Below are 14,658 nucleotides of genomic sequence, written 5' to 3'. Positions count from 1 at the left end.
AGCGAGGTTCGGCGCGGCCGCACAAAAGGATTCACCACCGTTCGAGCCGGCGGCGGGCGGGAGCGCAGCGCCCGCGACGGCCGATGGAATTACAGCGGCCGCGACGGCCGGTAGGGCTAAACCGCCCCCGTCCGCAACGTGGGGCATGGACGAGATCGACGTCGACGCGCGGATCACCGACGACCGCACGGTCATCGACGTGACGGGAACGAGAGACGTCGCCGTCGTCGTGCGGTCCGCGGACGGCGAGCGGATCTACCTCCCGCCCGAGGGGTTCGACGACCCGGTCGGGGGGTCGCCGTACACCTCGCCGTATCAGGGCGCCGGCGCCGGCGGCGAGGAGAGCCCGTACGGCGGGACGACCGGCAGCACGCGCGGCGTGATGGAGACCGCGGACGGCTTCCGGGTCACGCACCCGCAGCCGGTGACGGAGTTCGACGTGTATCGGGGCGACGAGGACTGAGCCCGCCGCGGGCGGCGGACGAGACTGGAGCGGGAGTAGTCAGGCGACGTCTTCGTACACGGCGAGCGTGTCCTCGGCCACGTCAAGCCACTCGCGGCGCTCGTACTCCGGCGGCTCCTCGCGGTCGAGCGCCTCGATGAGCCCGTGGACGATCGACTCCGAGTCCGTCGCGACCTCGACGAGGCAGCCGTCGGGGAGCACCTCCGCGACGCCCGAGGGGGTCGCGACGACCTGCGTCCCGGCCTCTAACGCCTCCGTGATCGTGATCCCGAACGGCTCCGCGTACGACGGCGAGACGAACGCGTCCGAGGCGGCGTAGTAGTCGCCGAGCTCCGCCTCGGGGACGTAGCCGACGAACTCGACGCGGTCCTCGATGCCGAGCAGCTCCGCGAACCGCTTGAGCTGGTCGGTCTGGTGGCCGGAGCCGCCGACGACGAGCGTCACGTCGCGGCCGCGCAGCTTCTTGACCGCGTACAGGAGGTGGGAGATCCCCTTCTGGTCGGTGTGGCGCCCGACGAAGAACAGCATCTCGCCGTCGATGCCGAGGTCCTCGCGCACGTCCTTGCCGGAGAACGTCGGCGTCGAGAAGCCGTTGTACACGACCCGCGAGTCCGCGTCGTACAGCTCCCGGATGTCCGAGCGGACGATCTCGCTGACCGCGATGTTGGTGTCGGCGGCGTTCGCGAGGCGGCGCTCGGTCTCGACCTCGCGGCTCGGCGGGTCGATGTTGCGGTCGCTCGCCAGCGAGTGGAACGAGGAGACCCAGGTGGCGTCGGACGCGCGGGCGGCGGCGCGCCCGGGGCCGTACCCGAACCAGTCGTGCGTGTGGATCACGTCGTGGTCGGGCGCGAGCTCGGCGAAGCGGTCGGAGAGCTCGCCGACGCGCGCCGCGACGTCGCCCTCGCCGGTCTCGACGGGTTCGAGGCCCGGCTCGTCGTCGGGGGCGAACTCCGCGGGCAACACCAGGGTGACCTCGACCCCGAGGTCGTCGCGGAGCCCGGTGAACAGTTCCCCTACGTGGACGTCGAGCCCGCCGGTGATGTTCGGCGGGAACCCCCACCCCAGCATGAGTACGCTCGGCGGCATACACCCTCGTTTCTGGAGTCACCACTTAGGTATGCCCCTCGTGGCGTGGGAGAACGGAGAGACAGAGGGCGAGGAAAGGAGTCGGCGGGGGACGCGGTCGGACCGCGCTCAGGCCGCGCGGACCGCGTCGCGCAGCGCGTCGGTGCGCTCGGTGATCGAGCCGGCGGCGTCCGCGAGCACGTCGAGCGGGTCGCCCTCCTCGGCTTTGACCGTGAGGACGGGCTCGGTCTGCCCCCCGGACTGCTCGGGGTTCATGTCGTAGGTCGCGGCCGCGACGTCGTCCGACTCCAGCAGGGCGCCCTTCAGCACGTTCATGAACGTGTGGTCCTCGCCCGCGATCTCGATGTGGAGTTCCGTGTCGGTCTTCTCGATGACCCGCAGTTCCATACCCGTCAGGTCGGGCGAGCGGCGTTTCAAGCTTTCGTCTCCCGGATATCGCCGGATGCGGACGGGTCGCACGCACCCGGAAAGCACTTCCATCGCCCGCCGAGACGGCGGGTATGTCCGCCGATCGACCCGCGATCCGACGGTTACCGCTCGACGAGGCGGCCCTCCGCCGGTACGCGGCCGACCTGTGGCTCCCGTACAACCGCGACCTCGCCGACGCCGTGGCGGCCCACGACCTCGCCGACTGGCCCGCGGAGCGCTTCATCGAGCGACACGTGGATTTCTCCCGGGACCGACTGGAGGAGGCGGGGAGCCGCGGCTGGGTCGCCGCGACCGCCGGCGACGGCGCGGACGACGCCGAAGTCGACCCCGCGACCGCCGACGTGACCGACCCCGCCCTCGACCTCGTGGGGCTGCTGATGACGAGCGTCGACGAGTGTCCCGACCCGTTCGACCGCCCGGACCGGCTGGTGATCGGCGAGATATACGTCGCGGAGCCGTTCCGCGGCACAGGGCTCGCCGAGCGGTTCGTCGAGCGCGCGGCCGCCGACGCCCGCGACCACGGCTGCGAACAGCTCCGGCTCGACGTCGACGTCGACAACGAGCGGGCCGTGGCGTTCTACGAGCGGATCGGGTTCGAGGACTACCGCAAGCAGATGACGATGGCGGTCGACCGCGTCGACGAGGGATGAGCCCCCGGCGCCGCCGCTGGACGGTCGATAAACGCAAAACGGGTCGCGTCGGTCGGCCGAGGGGTTACTCGTCGGCGTCGACCGCGACTTCGTCGGCGTCGACGTCGACGGACGCCTCCTCCTCGGCGGCGACCTCGCTCGGGCGCGCTTCGAGGGTCAGCTTCTGGACCTCGACGCGGCGGAGCGGGTAGATCTCCTTGGCGTCGCCGTAGATGGCCGACGAGAGGTTCCCGTCGACGATGGCGTCGACGAACGCCTCGAAGGTGCGCTCCTCGGCGGCGGCGTGGACCTTGTCGATCATCACGCGGCGGATCGCCTTCTCCTGGGAGCGGTCCGCCTTCTTCGTCGTCAGCGCGACGGGCTGGACGCGGATGCGGTAGTCGTCCGTCGTCAGCACCGTGATCGACGCCTCGACCTTCGAGGCGCCGCGGCGGACGAGCGAGCGCAGGTAGTCCCGCGTCAGCTCGTACTTGATGAACTCGGTGTACGCCGAGTCGCTGCCCACGTCGGTGATCTTGAAGGTCAGCTTCGTGTTGTTCGCGTTGGAGTCGCCCGTCAGCTCGTCGAGCGTCGTCGTGATCGTGCGGCCGACGACCTGCTGGGGCTCCTCGGCGAGGGTCTCGCCGAGCTCCTGCCGGTCGAACTGTTCGGGCGCCAGCACGGTGTACCAGCGCTTCTGTTCTCTGCTCTTGGATACGGATCGTTCGCTCATGTGTCGGGTTGTGTGTCGGTGTCGGTCGTCTGCGGTTCGTCTGCGGAGTCGAGGGAGTCGGCGTGCGCGGCGTCTGCGTGGTCGCGTGCGCGTTCGATCACGTGGTCGGCGACCCGCAGGTTCACGAGGTGGTCGTCCAGCGTCGACTGGAGCCCGCCGGTTGTCGGCCGCTCGACCGCGCACGCGACGACGTCGCCGTCGACGCGCGTGCGCATCGAGTCGGTCTCGTCCGGGGCGAGCGCGGCCGCGACCGTCGCGGCGTCGGCGTGCTCGGTCCGGACCGTCGCGGTCCGTGCCGCGTCGGCGCCCGGCGAGGCGTCGCCCGCCATCTCAGATCGCCTCCCGGAGCGCGGCCAGCGCCGCCGTGACGTCGGCGTCGCCGGGGTCGTTCGCGTCCGTCGCGACCGAGACGCCGCCGCGTTCGGGGGTGCCCCAGCCGTCGCCGCCGACCGCGCCGGCGGCGGCCCGGCAGGCGTCGCCGAGGTCGGTCGGCTCGCCGGTCGCGTCGCCCGCTGCGCGGCCACCGCCGGTGGCGGCGGCGGCGAGCCGGCCCGCGCCCTCGTCGAGCGCGACCGCGACGGGCTCCGGCGAGCGGAAGTCCCGGACGAGCCGGGCGACCGTCGGCAGGACCGCCTCCGATGCGTCGACGCGGGCGACGACGCAGCCGTCGTACCGGCCGACCGTCGCGGCGTCGAGCGCGCGGTGGGCCGCCAGGCCGTGGCGGCGCCACGCGTCGAGCGCGCTCTGTCGGAGCGAGTCGTCCGGGTCGCTCGCGAGCGCGAGCGCGACGCCCGTCCCGGGCGCCTCCCGAGCGAGCGCGTCGAGCACGTCGGCGTAGCCGCCGACCGTGGCGAACGGGCCGTCCGTCGCGTACGGGCGGAGCGCGCGCTCGACCGCCGAGGCCGCACGCTCGCTCGCGTCGTCGCCGTCGACGGCGTCGACAGCGACCAGCGACGCGAACCGGCGGCGGTCGTCCGCGTCGGGGTCGGCCGGCAGCCCCAGCGGGGCGAGCGCGTCGCGCGCCGCCTCGGGATCGCCGGAGTACCGCGTCGCCGCGAGCGTCGAGGCCGCGAGGGCCTCTGCCCGCGAGGGCGCGGCGTCAGCGTCGTCGCCCGTCGCGCCGCCCGAGACCGGGAGCGCGACGCCGGGGCGCCGCTCGACGCGGCCGGCCCGCTCCGCGGCGTCGAGCGCGTCGCCCGAGCCGTCGGCGCCGGGGATCGACCCGGCCGCGACGACGCCGGCGAGCGCGACCACGGGGTCGGGGTCGCCGCCGAGCGCGCGGGCGATCGCGAAGGCCGCCGTGCTGGCCGGGCGCCCCGTGCCGGGGATCGCGTGCGGCCCGCGGTCGACGCCGACGGTCACCGCGACCCCGTCGTCGGGATCGTCGGGGACCGGGTCGGCGGCCACCCGCGCCTGGAACGGCGTGCCCGTCGCTCGGAGCGCTCGCGCGAGCAGCCCCGCGGCTGCCAGCGCGTCGCCGTCGTCGGTCGCGACGAGCCGGACGAACGGCGCGTCTGCGAGGACGCCGGCGAGCGCGTCGGGGGCGGGCGTGGCGGACGTCGCTTCGGTCATGGGTGGGTCTCGTGGGGTGTCGTCGCCGCGTCTCGCCGCGTTACTCCTCGAGCAGCTCGACGGCGTTCTCGTAGGTGTACGTGAACTCCTCGTCGAGCTCGTCGCCGCGGTAGTAGTTCGCGAGGCGGCGGATCTTCGACTCCGTGTTCTGGAGCGCGCGCTTGTTCTGGTGGTCCTGCCCGTTCTCCTCCATGTGCTCGCGCAGGCGGATCGCCTGCCGCATGAGGTTACGGAGGTCCTCCGGGAGGTCGGCGTCGGCGTCGTGCTCCTCGAGGATCTCGGTGACCTTCTTCCCGGTCGCCAGCTTCACGTCCGGGATCGGGACGCCTTTGACGCCCTCGTCGCGCAGCTTGAGGCCGATGACGCTGGGGTCGTGGCCCTGCTCCGCCAGTTCGACGACGCGGGACTCGATGTCCTCGGCGTCGACGTCGCTCCACTCCGGGGTCTCGTCCGTCGCCGGCTTGTCCGAACCGGACGAACCGCGACGGCGCGTGTGCATTCGTGCCATTGTCTGTCTGGTTGGAACGGCACAACCGCAACGTGACCGCGACTCCGCGCGGCGCGGCTACGGACCGCTCGCGGACCGAGCGATCCGACCGGACGGCCCGCGCGAGCGGACCGCCAGACCGCGACGCCGGAGGCGTCGGCGCACTGCTACATTCCCAAGCCGCGGGCGAAAGGGCCCCGGCGAGTCGGATCTGCAGCTGTGCTGTTCCCGTGTGAGGGGTCGCCGTCGGGGTTCTTAAGCGTGTTCTTGTGGGTCGGGGCGTTCCGGTGAGATGGAGTGTTCTTGTCGGCCGGAGCGCCCTCGTGGATCGGTGCGTTCTCGTTGGGGCGAGCGTTCCCGTGGAGCGAGCGACGAGTGCGGCCGCGCTCTCGTCCGCGCTCGCTCCGCGCCGCCCGGGGTTTTGTTCCGCGCGAGTTCTCCGCGGAAAGGAGGATTTAGGTGAGTCGTCGGTGTTCGGGGCGATGTGACCGACAGATGACCGAGACCAGAGACGGGGCTCCGTCGGCGACCGACGGCGGGGACCCGCCAGACGGTAGCGAGTTCGGCGTCGGCGACCAGGGCGGCGACGGCCCGCGGATCGAGTTCCGCGGGGGCAAGTGGGCGAGCACGGTCCCGCTCGTCTTCTTCATCGGCTGGGCGATCCTCCAGAGCGGCGTCCTCGGCATCGGCGACACCAACGGCCTCGTCGTCGGCGCGCTGATCGGGACGACCCTCGGGATGTTCCTCGTTCGCGGCGACTGGAAGGCGTACGCCGACACAATCTTCGAGGGGATGACCCAGCGCGTGGCCGCGACCGCCATCGTCGCGTGGCTCTGGGCCGGCATGTTCGCCGAGACGCTCCAGGTCGGCGGGTTCGTGGAGGGGCTCATCTTCGCGGCCGACGCCCTGAACGTCGGCGCGACCACGTTCCCGGCCGCCGCGTTCGTCCTCTGCGGCCTGCTGGCGACCGGGATCGGCACGGGGTACGGCGCGACCGTCGCGTTCGTCACCCTGTTCTTCCCGGCCGGCGTCCTCATCGGCGCGAACCCCGTGCTGCTGTTCGCCGCCATCCTCTCGGGCGCCGTCTTCGGCGACAACCTCGCGCCCGTGAGCGACACGACGATCGTGAGCGCGGTGACCCAGGACGCCGACATCGGCGGCGTCGTCGCCTCGCGGTTCAAGTACGCGATCGGCGCGGCGGTCCCCGCGTTCGCCGCGTACCTGATCGCCGGCTCCGTCATGGCCGGCGTGAACCTGGAGGGCGCCGCCGCGCTCCGCGAGTCCGCGAACGCCCTCGGGCTGGTCCACCTGCTCTCGATGGCCGTCGTCATCGTCACGGCGGTCGCCGGCCGCCACATCGTCGAGGCGATCTCGTGGGGGCTGCTCGTGGCGGTCGCGTTCAACCTCCTCTTCGGGCTCTCGGCCGCGAGCGATATCGTCGTCTTCACCGTCACCGAGGCCGGGGCGCTCTCCGGGCTCCCGGTCGTCGAGGTCGGCGAGACCGCCGGCGTCGGCGGGAGCCTCTACGCGGGCGCGGTCGGGTTCTTCCCGCTCATCGTCCTCACGCTCCTGATCGTCGCGATGGCGCAGATCATGATCCGCGGCGGCGGCTTCGAGGCGATCCAGACGTTCCTCCTCGACCGCGTCGCGACGACCGTCCGCCGCGCGGAGCTGACCATGGTCCTCGGCACCGCGACCATCAACGGGATGATCACGATCAACACCGCGGCCGAGATCGCGATCGCCCCGTACGTCGCCCGCATCGGCGAGAAGTTCAACATCAACGGCTACCGGCGCGCGAACATCTTAGACGCCAACACCTCCGCGCTCGGCTACATCTTCCCGTGGGCGGGCGGCGTGCTGGTCGGCTACCAGGTGATGGTCGGGCCCGACGGCCTCGGCGCCGAGTACGGCCCCGAGATGGTCGTCAACCCCATCGAGGTCGTCCCGTACGTCTTCCACGGCTGGTTCCTCGTGGCGATATTCGTCCTCGCCGCGATCACCGGCTTCGGGCGGGAGTACATCCCCGACCGCGTCTCCGAGGAGGTGTCCCGCGCATGAGCGTCTTCGACAAGTTCCTCGCGGGCTGGTCGTTCCGCGGTCCGACGCCGGACTACGCGGCCGGCGACGTGATCGAAGTGATGGTGACCGGCGAGGGGGGCGGCGCCGGCGAGGGCGGCGACCACGTCGCCCGCATCGGCGACTCGACGCTCCGGATCGAGGGGGCGCCGCCGGACGCGGTGAACACCCGCGTGATCGTCGACGTGGAGTCGTGGGACGACGCGACCCACAGCGGGCGGGCGACCTACCGGAAGACGGTGGGCGAGAGCGCGTTCTAATCAGGTTTCGTCGGATCATCTTTCAATTTCGTCGATCCGGCCGTTTGCTCGTACGTCGTTACTTCTGACCCTGCGGCGAACGCCGTCGAGGGCCCACCGCTCGAAACCATGCGGTTGCCACCGCGGAGAATGCCGCCGAAGCCCCAGTCGCGAGGCCGTCGTACGCTCGCTGTGCTCCTCGTCGCTCGTTCCACTCGCTCCTGCGGTGCTTGCGTCGCCTACGACGGCCTCGCGACTGCCCCTTCGAGTCCACCCGCGGCACCGCAACCGCAGCCTCACGCCTCCCCAGCCTCGTCGGCCTCCCTTCGGTCGGCCGACTCCCTCGCGCGTGCTCCTCGCGGCCTGGCGGCCGCTCGCAGGCACGCGCCACCGCGGTTGTGGTTTTAAATAGCAGATCGTCAGAACGGGGTTCAACCGCCGCGAATCCGCGGGAACCGGGCCCGGACCGGGGCGCTTTTTATGACCACGCTCGAACCGTCGGATGTGCTATCGGTCGAGCTCCACGCGCACTCCGCGCTGTCGTACGACGGGCGCGACCCGGTCGACCTCCTCTTGGAGCAGGCGGCCGCGGTCGGGCTCGACGCGCTCGCCGTCACCGACCACGACGAGATCGACGCCAGCATCGAGGCGGCCGAGAAGGCCCCCGACTACGGCCTCGTCGGCATCGTCGGCATGGAGGTGACCTCGGCGGTCGGCCACGTCCTCGCGTTCGGCATCGAGGAGCGCGTCGAGAGCGGCCTCCCCTTCGACGAGACGCTCGACCGGATCCGCGACCAGGGCGGGATCGCGGTCGTCCCCCATCCCTTCCAGAAGTCCCGCCACGGCGTCGCCGCGCACATCAGCGACGAGCAGCTGGCGAGCGCCGACGCCCTCGAAGTGTACAACTCCCGGCTGTTCACCGGCCGCTCGAACCGACAGGCCGAGAAGTTCGCCGTCCGCCACGGCCTGCCGATGACCGCCGGCAGCGACGCGCACATCTCCGAGATGGTCGGGCAGGCGGTGACGGAGGTCGGCGCCGACGAGCGCTCCGCCGCGGCGATCCTCGACGGCATCGCCGACGGCCGGACCAGCGTCGTCGGGAAGCGCACCCCGTGGCGCGTCTCGCTCCGCCAGTTCGGCGGGGGCGCGAAGCGCCGCGCGCTCCGCGCGCTCGACGCCCTCCGGTGACCGCGATGCCGGACTCACCCGCGTCCGACCTGCGCGGCGCCGCCCCGGACCGCGTCCGGGCCGCGCTCCGCGACGGCGACCCCCTCCCCGGCGGGCGCGGCTTCGCCGGCCTGCTGGCAGACCCGCCGGACCAAGACGGACCGGTTCTGGTCCGCGACGTGCTCGGTCGACAGCCGCTGTTCGCCGAGGCCGCGGCGCTCGACCCCGAGTCCGACCGCCGGCCGACGGAGCCCGGCGCGTGGAGCTTCGACCGGGGCGACCTCGACGACCCCGAGCCGGTTCCGGCCGGGAGCGTCGCCTCGGCGGCCGGGACGGAGCGCGTCTGGCGGCTGCCCGACGCGGATCCGACCGCGGACCGCGACGCCGCGCTGGCGGCGGTCGACGACGCGGTGAGCGCGGCGCTCGACGACCTCGCTGCGACTCGGTCCGCGGACGGCGCCGAGAGCGGCGGCGACCTCGCGGTCGCCTTCTCCGGCGGCGTCGACTCCGGGCTCGTCGCGGCCGCCGTGCCCGAGGCGCCCTGCTACGTGGCCGGCTTCGAGGGGAGCCACGACGTCGCCGCCGCGCGCGACGCCGCGGCGGCCATGGGCCGCGACCTGCGGGTGGTCGAGGTCACGCACGACGACCTCACGCGCGCCGTCCGCGCGGTCGCGGCCGCGACCGGCCGCCGGAACCCGATGGACGTCGCCATCGCGGTGCCGCTGTTCCTGACCGCCGAGGCGGCCGCCGCGGACGGGTTCGACCGGCTCGCGGTCGGCCAGGGCGCCGACGAGCTGTTCGGCGGCTACAGCAAGGTCGTCGACCCGGCCGACGACCCCCGCGTCGAGGCCGACACCGTCCGCGGGGCGCGGACCGAGACCGTCCGCACGCTCCCCGCACAGCTGGAGCGAGACGCTCTCGCGCTCCGGGCCGCCGGGGTCGAGCCCGCGACGCCGCTGCTCGACGACCGGGTCGTCGCCGCCGCGCTGGCGCTCCCCGGAGATCTGCTCGTCGACGGCGAGGAGCGCAAGGTCGCGCTGCGTCGGGTCGCGGCCGAGCGCGTCCCGGCGTCGGTCCACGCCGCGGACAAGAAGGCGGTCCAGTACGGCACGTACGTCTCCCGCGAGCTCGACCGGCTCGCGCGGCGGGCGGGGTTCAAGCGGCGGCTGGACGACCACGTCGGGAAGTACGTCGAGTCGCTGTGCGCCGAGGAAAAACCGGCCGGTGAGGGCCGGAGCTGACCAAGTCGCCGCGCGGAGTACCAGTCCTGCGGCCGACGCCCGATCGATCGGGCGTCTGGGTACGGATCGACAGGACAGCTATAAAATCCGGGCAGTAGCGACAAATATGACACTCCCGGGCGCGGGTAGAAAACGATCGTCCGCGGACGGAGGAGATTACTGCCGAATCGAACCGATGGGGACGCGCTTTGCCGGGGAAAGTTCACGACCATGCGGCGGGTGACCGACGGGGTCGCGCGCCCCGCGGGCGGTCGCCCCGTCAGCGGACGAGGTACGGGTCGCTGCCGGCGATGAACCGTCCGAGGTCGCTCTCGCGGCGGAAGTCGGTCGACCGGAGCTCCCCGAGCGCGTCGACGAGCCGGTCGGCGTCGCCGTCCGTCCAGTCCGCCGGGTCCTTGACCGGGACGACGAGCCAGCCGGCGCCGAGCAGCTCCTCGCCGTGGAGCGCGTCCATGTCGATCTCGGTCTTCCAGGCCCGCGCGGTGTAGGTCTCTAAGACGTGTTCGGTCGCCCGCGCGCCGACCGGGAGCAGCACGTGGGCCGCGATGGCGCGGAGCTCCGCGTCGAAGAACCGCTCCATGTCGTCGTAGGCGTCGTCGTCCGGCGGCCCCTCGCTCTCGCACATGTGGAGGTACGAGAGGAACGTCCGGTCAGTCGAGACGGGGTCGACCGCGGCGGGGTCGCCGTCGGTCGCCACGCCGTCGGGGGCGACGCCCTCGGCGAGCCCGGCGATCAGTCCGGCCGACTCGAGCGCCGACAGGAACGCGGGCGACCACGGCTCGCCGGTGAACGGGACCGCGGCGGCGGTCCCGCCGTGGACGCCGGGGCGGTCGCCGACGACGTGGAAGTCGGCGTTGGCGTCGCCGTAGCCGGGGACGAACGAGGGGCAGTCGGGGCGCATCCCGAAGGGGTTCCGGATCCGGTCCGTGACGTTCTACACGCGACCCGATAGGCGCGCACGCCGTTAAATCCCGTTCGGTCCGGCGCGGGGCGACGAGGTCGGCAGGGCGGTCGGCGAGGCGGCGACGGACCCGCCCGGAGGGCGCCGATGCGAGGCGCACGAGCCGGCGTGGATTCGCATAAGTTACGAGAATAAACTCGGTCGGGCCGGCTTGGGATACGCGACGATCCGCGCGGAACGCGGGAAGTTTCAGGATCGTTAATTTATGACCGAAAACCGCACGACTGCGTCCGGGTCTCCTCGGCGCCGGCCACGGAAGATATTTATACATCCCCCGGTTGGGCTGGGGCAGAAGTCCAATGTTCGACCGCATCCGAACCGCGGCCCTCTTCGGGCTGCACCAAGCGACCGTCGCCGTCGGGATCTCGCTGTTCCCGGTGGCCGTCTTCGCGCGCCGACACCTCGGCGTCAACGTCCCCGTCGGCCGGCTCGTCGAGACCACCACCGAGGCGTGCGAGACCGCCGCCGAGGAGTGATCGACCGGCCGTAGCCCCCGTTCTGCGAAACCGACCCGACGCCGAGCGACGGCGCCGTCGCGCCCCGCGGGCCCTCGCCGCGTCGCCGTCGCCGCCGAGACGCTCGTCGGGCCGCCGTCGGGCGGTCCCGACCCGGCGACGGATAGGCCCGTCGGAACCGGTCGGCGGCCCCCGAAGGGTTGCCTTTATCAGCGCGCCGGGCCAACGAGCGTGTAATGCGAACACCGACTGGCGACCTCTCCGACGGGCCGGCCGCCGACCTGGGCCGTGACCAGCCCGTCTTCGGACCGGAGCTCGGCGAGTTCGAACACAGCGACCGCCGCGCCGCGAAGGCGGAGGGCGAAGGCGAGATGAAGACCGGGACCACGACCGTCGGCATCAAGGCCGACGACGGCGTCGTGATGGCGACCGACATGCGCGCCTCCCTCGGTGGCATGGTCTCCTCGAAGGACGTCCAGAAGGTGGAGGAGATCCACCCGCGCGGCGCCCTGACCATCGCGGGCTCCGTCTCGGCGGCGCAGAACCTCATCTCGACGCTCCGCGCCGAGACGAGCCTCTACGAGGCCCGCCGCGGCAAGGACATGTCGATGGAGGCGCTGTCGACGCTGACCGGCAACCTCCTCCGCTCCGGGGCGTTCTTCGTCGTCCAGCCGATCCTGGGCGGCGTCGACGACGAGGGCGCGCACATCTACTCCATCGACGCCCTCGGCGGCACGACCGAGGAGGAGTACACCGTCACCGGCTCCGGGTCGCAGTACGCGCTCGGTGTCTTAGAGCAGGAGTACGACGACGACGTCACCATCGACGAGGCCGAGACCATCGCCGCGAAGGCGATCCAGTCCGCCGTCGAGCGCGACCTCGCCTCCGGCAACGGGATCAACGTCGCGGTCGTCACCGACGACGGCGTCGACATCACCCGGTACAAGGACTTCGACGACCTCCTGTAAGGCCGAGCGGCGGCCCCGGCGACCGCTTCTCACTGCGATTTCGACCGTCTGCGAACTCCTGAGCCGCCGCCTCATCGCGTCGGCGTCCGTTCGTTCGCGAGTCCGGTGTCCGGCCGTGCCGAACTCGCCGACCGTAGCGACTCAGCGTCGGAGTCCCGGCGGCGCGCGGATCCCGTCGCCCCAGTAGAAGCGCGGGCCGAGCAGGAGGTAGCCGGCCGAGAGGAACAGCAGCGCGAACGCGAACCCCTCCCCGATCCACGTCGGGAGCGCGTCCGTCGCCATGTGGCCGGCCGGGGTGAGGATCACGGCGGCCTGAACGATGCCCATCACGAGCGCGTCCTGCGCGTGGAGGTCGGGGTACGTCACCGTCGACCCCATCAGCAGCGCGAACGCCGCCGTCGCCGCGACGAGGAGGAGCGGGGCGGTGTAGCCGGCGATGACGGCGGCCGCGAGCACGGTCGCCGCCAGCGTCGTCGGGACGCCGACCGTCTCGCGGGCGCCGTCCTCGTCGACGGTGTAGAGGCCGAGCCGGGCGACCGCGGCGGCGACGAACAGCGCGCCCGCGCCAACGCCGGCCGCGACGAGGGCGGGGTCCGCGGCGAACGAGCGCCCGTCGCGGACGACCGCGGCCACGAGGGCGGCGGGCGCCACGCCGAAGGAGGCGACGTCGGCCAGCGAGTCGAGGTACGGGCCGGCGGGCGTCGACCCGCGGTGACGGGCGACGACCCCGTCGAGCCCGTCGGCGACCGCCGCGAGGAGCACGAGCCGGGCCGCGAGCGCGACGTCGACCGTCGCGGCGACGACGGCGAGGAAGCCGACGGCGGCGTTGGCCACGGTGACCGCGTCCGCGAGCCCCAGCCGCCGAGCGAACCGCAGAGGCATACCGTATCGGTCGACGAGCCGGGTTTTAGGGCTTGTTATCTCGTCGACCGCGGGCGGGGTCGGGCCGCACGCGGGAACATGCGCCGGCGCTCAGGGCACGTACCAGATGCCGCGCCCGAAGTCGAGCCACTCGCCGACCACGACGTGCGGCATCGCGATGACGCAGACGAAAATGGTGTAGAAGGCGACGGCGCCGGAGAGGAGCGAGCCGCCGGCCAGCGGGTTCGGGGCGACGGTCCACAGGGCGGTGGCGACGCTCGCCGTGACCAGCGCGCCGACGACGAGGACGCCCCACGCGACGACGAGCGAGACGCCCTCCGTCCGGTCCGGCTGCTCGCGTTCGACGACCATGCTCCGCGCCGACTGCCGCATCGAGTACCACAGCGGGAAGTAGAGCCCGATGGCGACGACCACGGGCACCAGGGCGAAGTACGCGACGAGCAGCAGCGTCTCCGCGGCGTCGAGGAGCCACGACCGGCTCACGCCGCCGGTCGCGCGCAGGCTGGTCGCCAGCCCGCCGCCGAGGTGGGCGACCACGCCGAGCCCGAAGGCGGCGCCCAGCGCCGTGGTGAACGCCTCCGGGTTCGAGGCGGCCGGCCCGGCCAGCCGGCCGTCGAAGACGCCCAGCATGATGCCGGTGAACCCGTAGAACGTCTCCGTCCAGAAGACGGCGGGAACGATCATCACGGCGCCGCCGCGGATCAGGGCGGCGAGCGCGCGCTGCGGCTTGGTCGGGAGGTGCTCGGTCCCGACCAGCGCGTCCATCACGCGGAGGTCGCCGTGCCCGCCCTTCGCGACGGCCGTCCCGAACGCGAGCGCGAGCGCGGGCAGGGGCGCGAACACGAACAGCGCCACGAACGAGGCGACGAACCCGAGGTACAGCGCCACGTACCGGGCGCCGAACGGGAGCCCCCGCCGCCGGAGGTTCGAGAAGTGCTCGTACCCGCCGTGCGGGAGGTTCAGCGCGACCATCCCGACGAGGTACGCGATCATCTGCGTCCGGAGCGACACGTCGGTGCCGACCGCGGACAGGGCCCCGAACCCGACCGCGAGCAGGAGCAACGCCGCGCGAGAGGCACCGATGGCCGTCCGTTCCGGTTCACCGAGGAGTCGCCGCACCGGACTCGCCGTCGACGTCGACATGGACGTACGTAGGGGCGTTACGGGGTTAGGGCCTCGTCGCCATTATTGGGTCTTTTATATACCGTCACGCGACACAGCGCGGGACGGGGGGGGCCGGGACGGCGCCTCGGTCGTGGATCGCTTC

Annotated in this window: 17 protein-coding genes; 8 read left to right on the top strand and 9 right to left on the bottom strand. The window is 72.6% G+C overall.

Features of this window, described 5'->3' with window-relative positions:
- Nucleotides 1-145 precede the first annotated feature (145 nt).
- Nucleotides 146-463 carry a hypothetical protein gene (locus DVK05_RS02210; RefSeq protein ID WP_121561800.1) on the top strand — a complete coding sequence of 106 codons (318 nt, stop codon included), beginning with the start codon at nt 146-148 and terminating at the stop codon, nt 461-463.
- A 39-nt stretch (nt 464-502) separates the two neighbouring features.
- Here DVK05_RS02210 and DVK05_RS02205 read toward each other — a convergent pair whose 3' ends face one another.
- Together DVK05_RS02205 and DVK05_RS02200 are read right to left on the bottom strand one after the other, a co-directional pair.
- Nucleotides 503-1,531 carry a glycosyltransferase family 4 protein gene (locus tag DVK05_RS02205; RefSeq protein ID WP_121561799.1) on the bottom strand — a complete coding sequence of 343 codons (1,029 nt, stop codon included), beginning with the start codon at nt 1,529-1,531 and terminating at the stop codon, nt 503-505.
- A 126-nt stretch (nt 1,532-1,657) separates the two neighbouring features.
- Nucleotides 1,658-1,936 (bottom strand): DNA-directed RNA polymerase subunit L, encoded by a 279-nt coding sequence (locus tag DVK05_RS02200; protein ID WP_004596453.1) that lies wholly within the window; start codon nt 1,934-1,936, stop codon nt 1,658-1,660.
- A 113-nt stretch (nt 1,937-2,049) separates the two neighbouring features.
- Here DVK05_RS02200 and DVK05_RS02195 point away from each other — a divergent pair, with 113 nt between their 5' ends.
- Nucleotides 2,050-2,628 (top strand): GNAT family N-acetyltransferase, encoded by a 579-nt coding sequence (locus DVK05_RS02195; RefSeq protein ID WP_121561798.1) that lies wholly within the window; start codon nt 2,050-2,052, stop codon nt 2,626-2,628.
- Between the two features lie 64 nt (nt 2,629-2,692).
- Here DVK05_RS02195 and DVK05_RS02190 read toward each other — a convergent pair whose 3' ends face one another.
- The 4 genes from DVK05_RS02190 to DVK05_RS02175 are packed head-to-tail and all read right to left on the bottom strand — an operon-like array spanning nt 2,693 to nt 5,420.
- The gene (locus DVK05_RS02190) at nt 2,693-3,340 is read right to left on the bottom strand and encodes a 30S ribosomal protein S3ae (protein ID WP_121561797.1); all 648 of its coding nucleotides are present in this window, start codon (nt 3,338-3,340) and stop codon (nt 2,693-2,695) included.
- A complete protein-coding gene (locus DVK05_RS02185) occupies nt 3,337-3,669 on the bottom strand; it encodes a KEOPS complex subunit Pcc1 (protein ID WP_121561796.1) in 333 nt (110 codons plus the stop codon). Before DVK05_RS02185 ends, DVK05_RS02190 begins: the two co-directional genes overlap by 4 nt.
- Nucleotide 3,670: 1 nt before the next feature.
- Complete coding sequence (locus tag DVK05_RS02180; protein ID WP_121561795.1) at nt 3,671-4,912, bottom strand: exonuclease RecJ; 1,242 nt, start codon at nt 4,910-4,912, stop codon at nt 3,671-3,673.
- A 40-nt stretch (nt 4,913-4,952) separates the two neighbouring features.
- On the bottom strand, nt 4,953-5,420 hold the full coding sequence (locus tag DVK05_RS02175; protein WP_121561794.1) for a 30S ribosomal protein S15: 468 nt from the start codon (nt 5,418-5,420) through the stop codon (nt 4,953-4,955).
- Nucleotides 5,421-5,894: 474 nt separating this feature from the next.
- Between DVK05_RS02175 and DVK05_RS02170 the strand changes: the two genes are divergently transcribed.
- The 4 genes from DVK05_RS02170 (at nt 5,895) to DVK05_RS02155 (ending at nt 10,125) form a co-directional block, all read left to right on the top strand.
- Entirely contained in the window at nt 5,895-7,460 is a 1,566-nt protein-coding gene (locus tag DVK05_RS02170) for a Na+/H+ antiporter NhaC family protein (RefSeq protein WP_121561793.1), read from the top strand.
- The gene (locus DVK05_RS02165) at nt 7,457-7,738 is read left to right on the top strand and encodes a hypothetical protein (protein WP_121561792.1); all 282 of its coding nucleotides are present in this window, start codon (nt 7,457-7,459) and stop codon (nt 7,736-7,738) included. Before DVK05_RS02170 ends, DVK05_RS02165 begins: the two co-directional genes overlap by 4 nt.
- A 483-nt stretch (nt 7,739-8,221) precedes the next feature.
- Nucleotides 8,222-8,905 carry a PHP domain-containing protein gene (locus tag DVK05_RS02160; protein ID WP_121561791.1) on the top strand — a complete coding sequence of 228 codons (684 nt, stop codon included), beginning with the start codon at nt 8,222-8,224 and terminating at the stop codon, nt 8,903-8,905.
- A gap of 5 nt (nt 8,906-8,910) precedes the next feature.
- Nucleotides 8,911-10,125, top strand: a complete 1,215-nt coding sequence (locus DVK05_RS02155) for an asparagine synthase C-terminal domain-containing protein (protein WP_121562439.1) — start codon at nt 8,911-8,913, stop codon at nt 10,123-10,125.
- Between the two features lie 259 nt (nt 10,126-10,384).
- Here the strand turns inward: DVK05_RS02155 and DVK05_RS02150 are convergent, their stop codons facing one another.
- Complete coding sequence (locus tag DVK05_RS02150; RefSeq protein WP_121561790.1) at nt 10,385-11,026, bottom strand: uracil-DNA glycosylase family protein; 642 nt, start codon at nt 11,024-11,026, stop codon at nt 10,385-10,387.
- A 359-nt stretch (nt 11,027-11,385) separates the two neighbouring features.
- Here DVK05_RS02150 and DVK05_RS17225 point away from each other — a divergent pair, with 359 nt between their 5' ends.
- Nucleotides 11,386-11,562: a hypothetical protein gene (locus DVK05_RS17225; protein ID WP_167551900.1), complete on the top strand. Its 177-nt coding sequence runs from the start codon at nt 11,386-11,388 to the stop codon at nt 11,560-11,562.
- 215 nt (nt 11,563-11,777) lie between these two features.
- Nucleotides 11,778-12,509 (top strand): archaeal proteasome endopeptidase complex subunit beta, encoded by a 732-nt coding sequence (psmB, locus tag DVK05_RS02145; RefSeq protein WP_121561789.1) that lies wholly within the window; start codon nt 11,778-11,780, stop codon nt 12,507-12,509.
- 141 nt (nt 12,510-12,650) lie between these two features.
- On the opposite strand, the gene DVK05_RS02140 is transcribed toward psmB, so the two are convergent.
- A complete protein-coding gene (locus DVK05_RS02140; RefSeq protein ID WP_121561788.1) occupies nt 12,651-13,391 on the bottom strand; it encodes a protein sorting system archaetidylserine synthase in 741 nt (246 codons plus the stop codon).
- 90 nt (nt 13,392-13,481) lie between these two features.
- Nucleotides 13,482-14,534: a Brp/Blh family beta-carotene 15,15'-dioxygenase gene (locus tag DVK05_RS02135; RefSeq protein WP_121561787.1), complete on the bottom strand. Its 1,053-nt coding sequence runs from the start codon at nt 14,532-14,534 to the stop codon at nt 13,482-13,484.
- Between the last annotated feature and the right edge of the window lie 124 nt (nt 14,535-14,658).

Source organism: Halorubrum sp. Atlit-8R, assembly GCF_003666025.1.
GTDB lineage: Archaea > Halobacteriota > Halobacteria > Halobacteriales > Haloferacaceae > Halorubrum > Halorubrum salinarum.
Note: the sequence above shows the minus strand (reverse complement) of the source record. Positions and strands in the feature narration are given on the sequence as shown.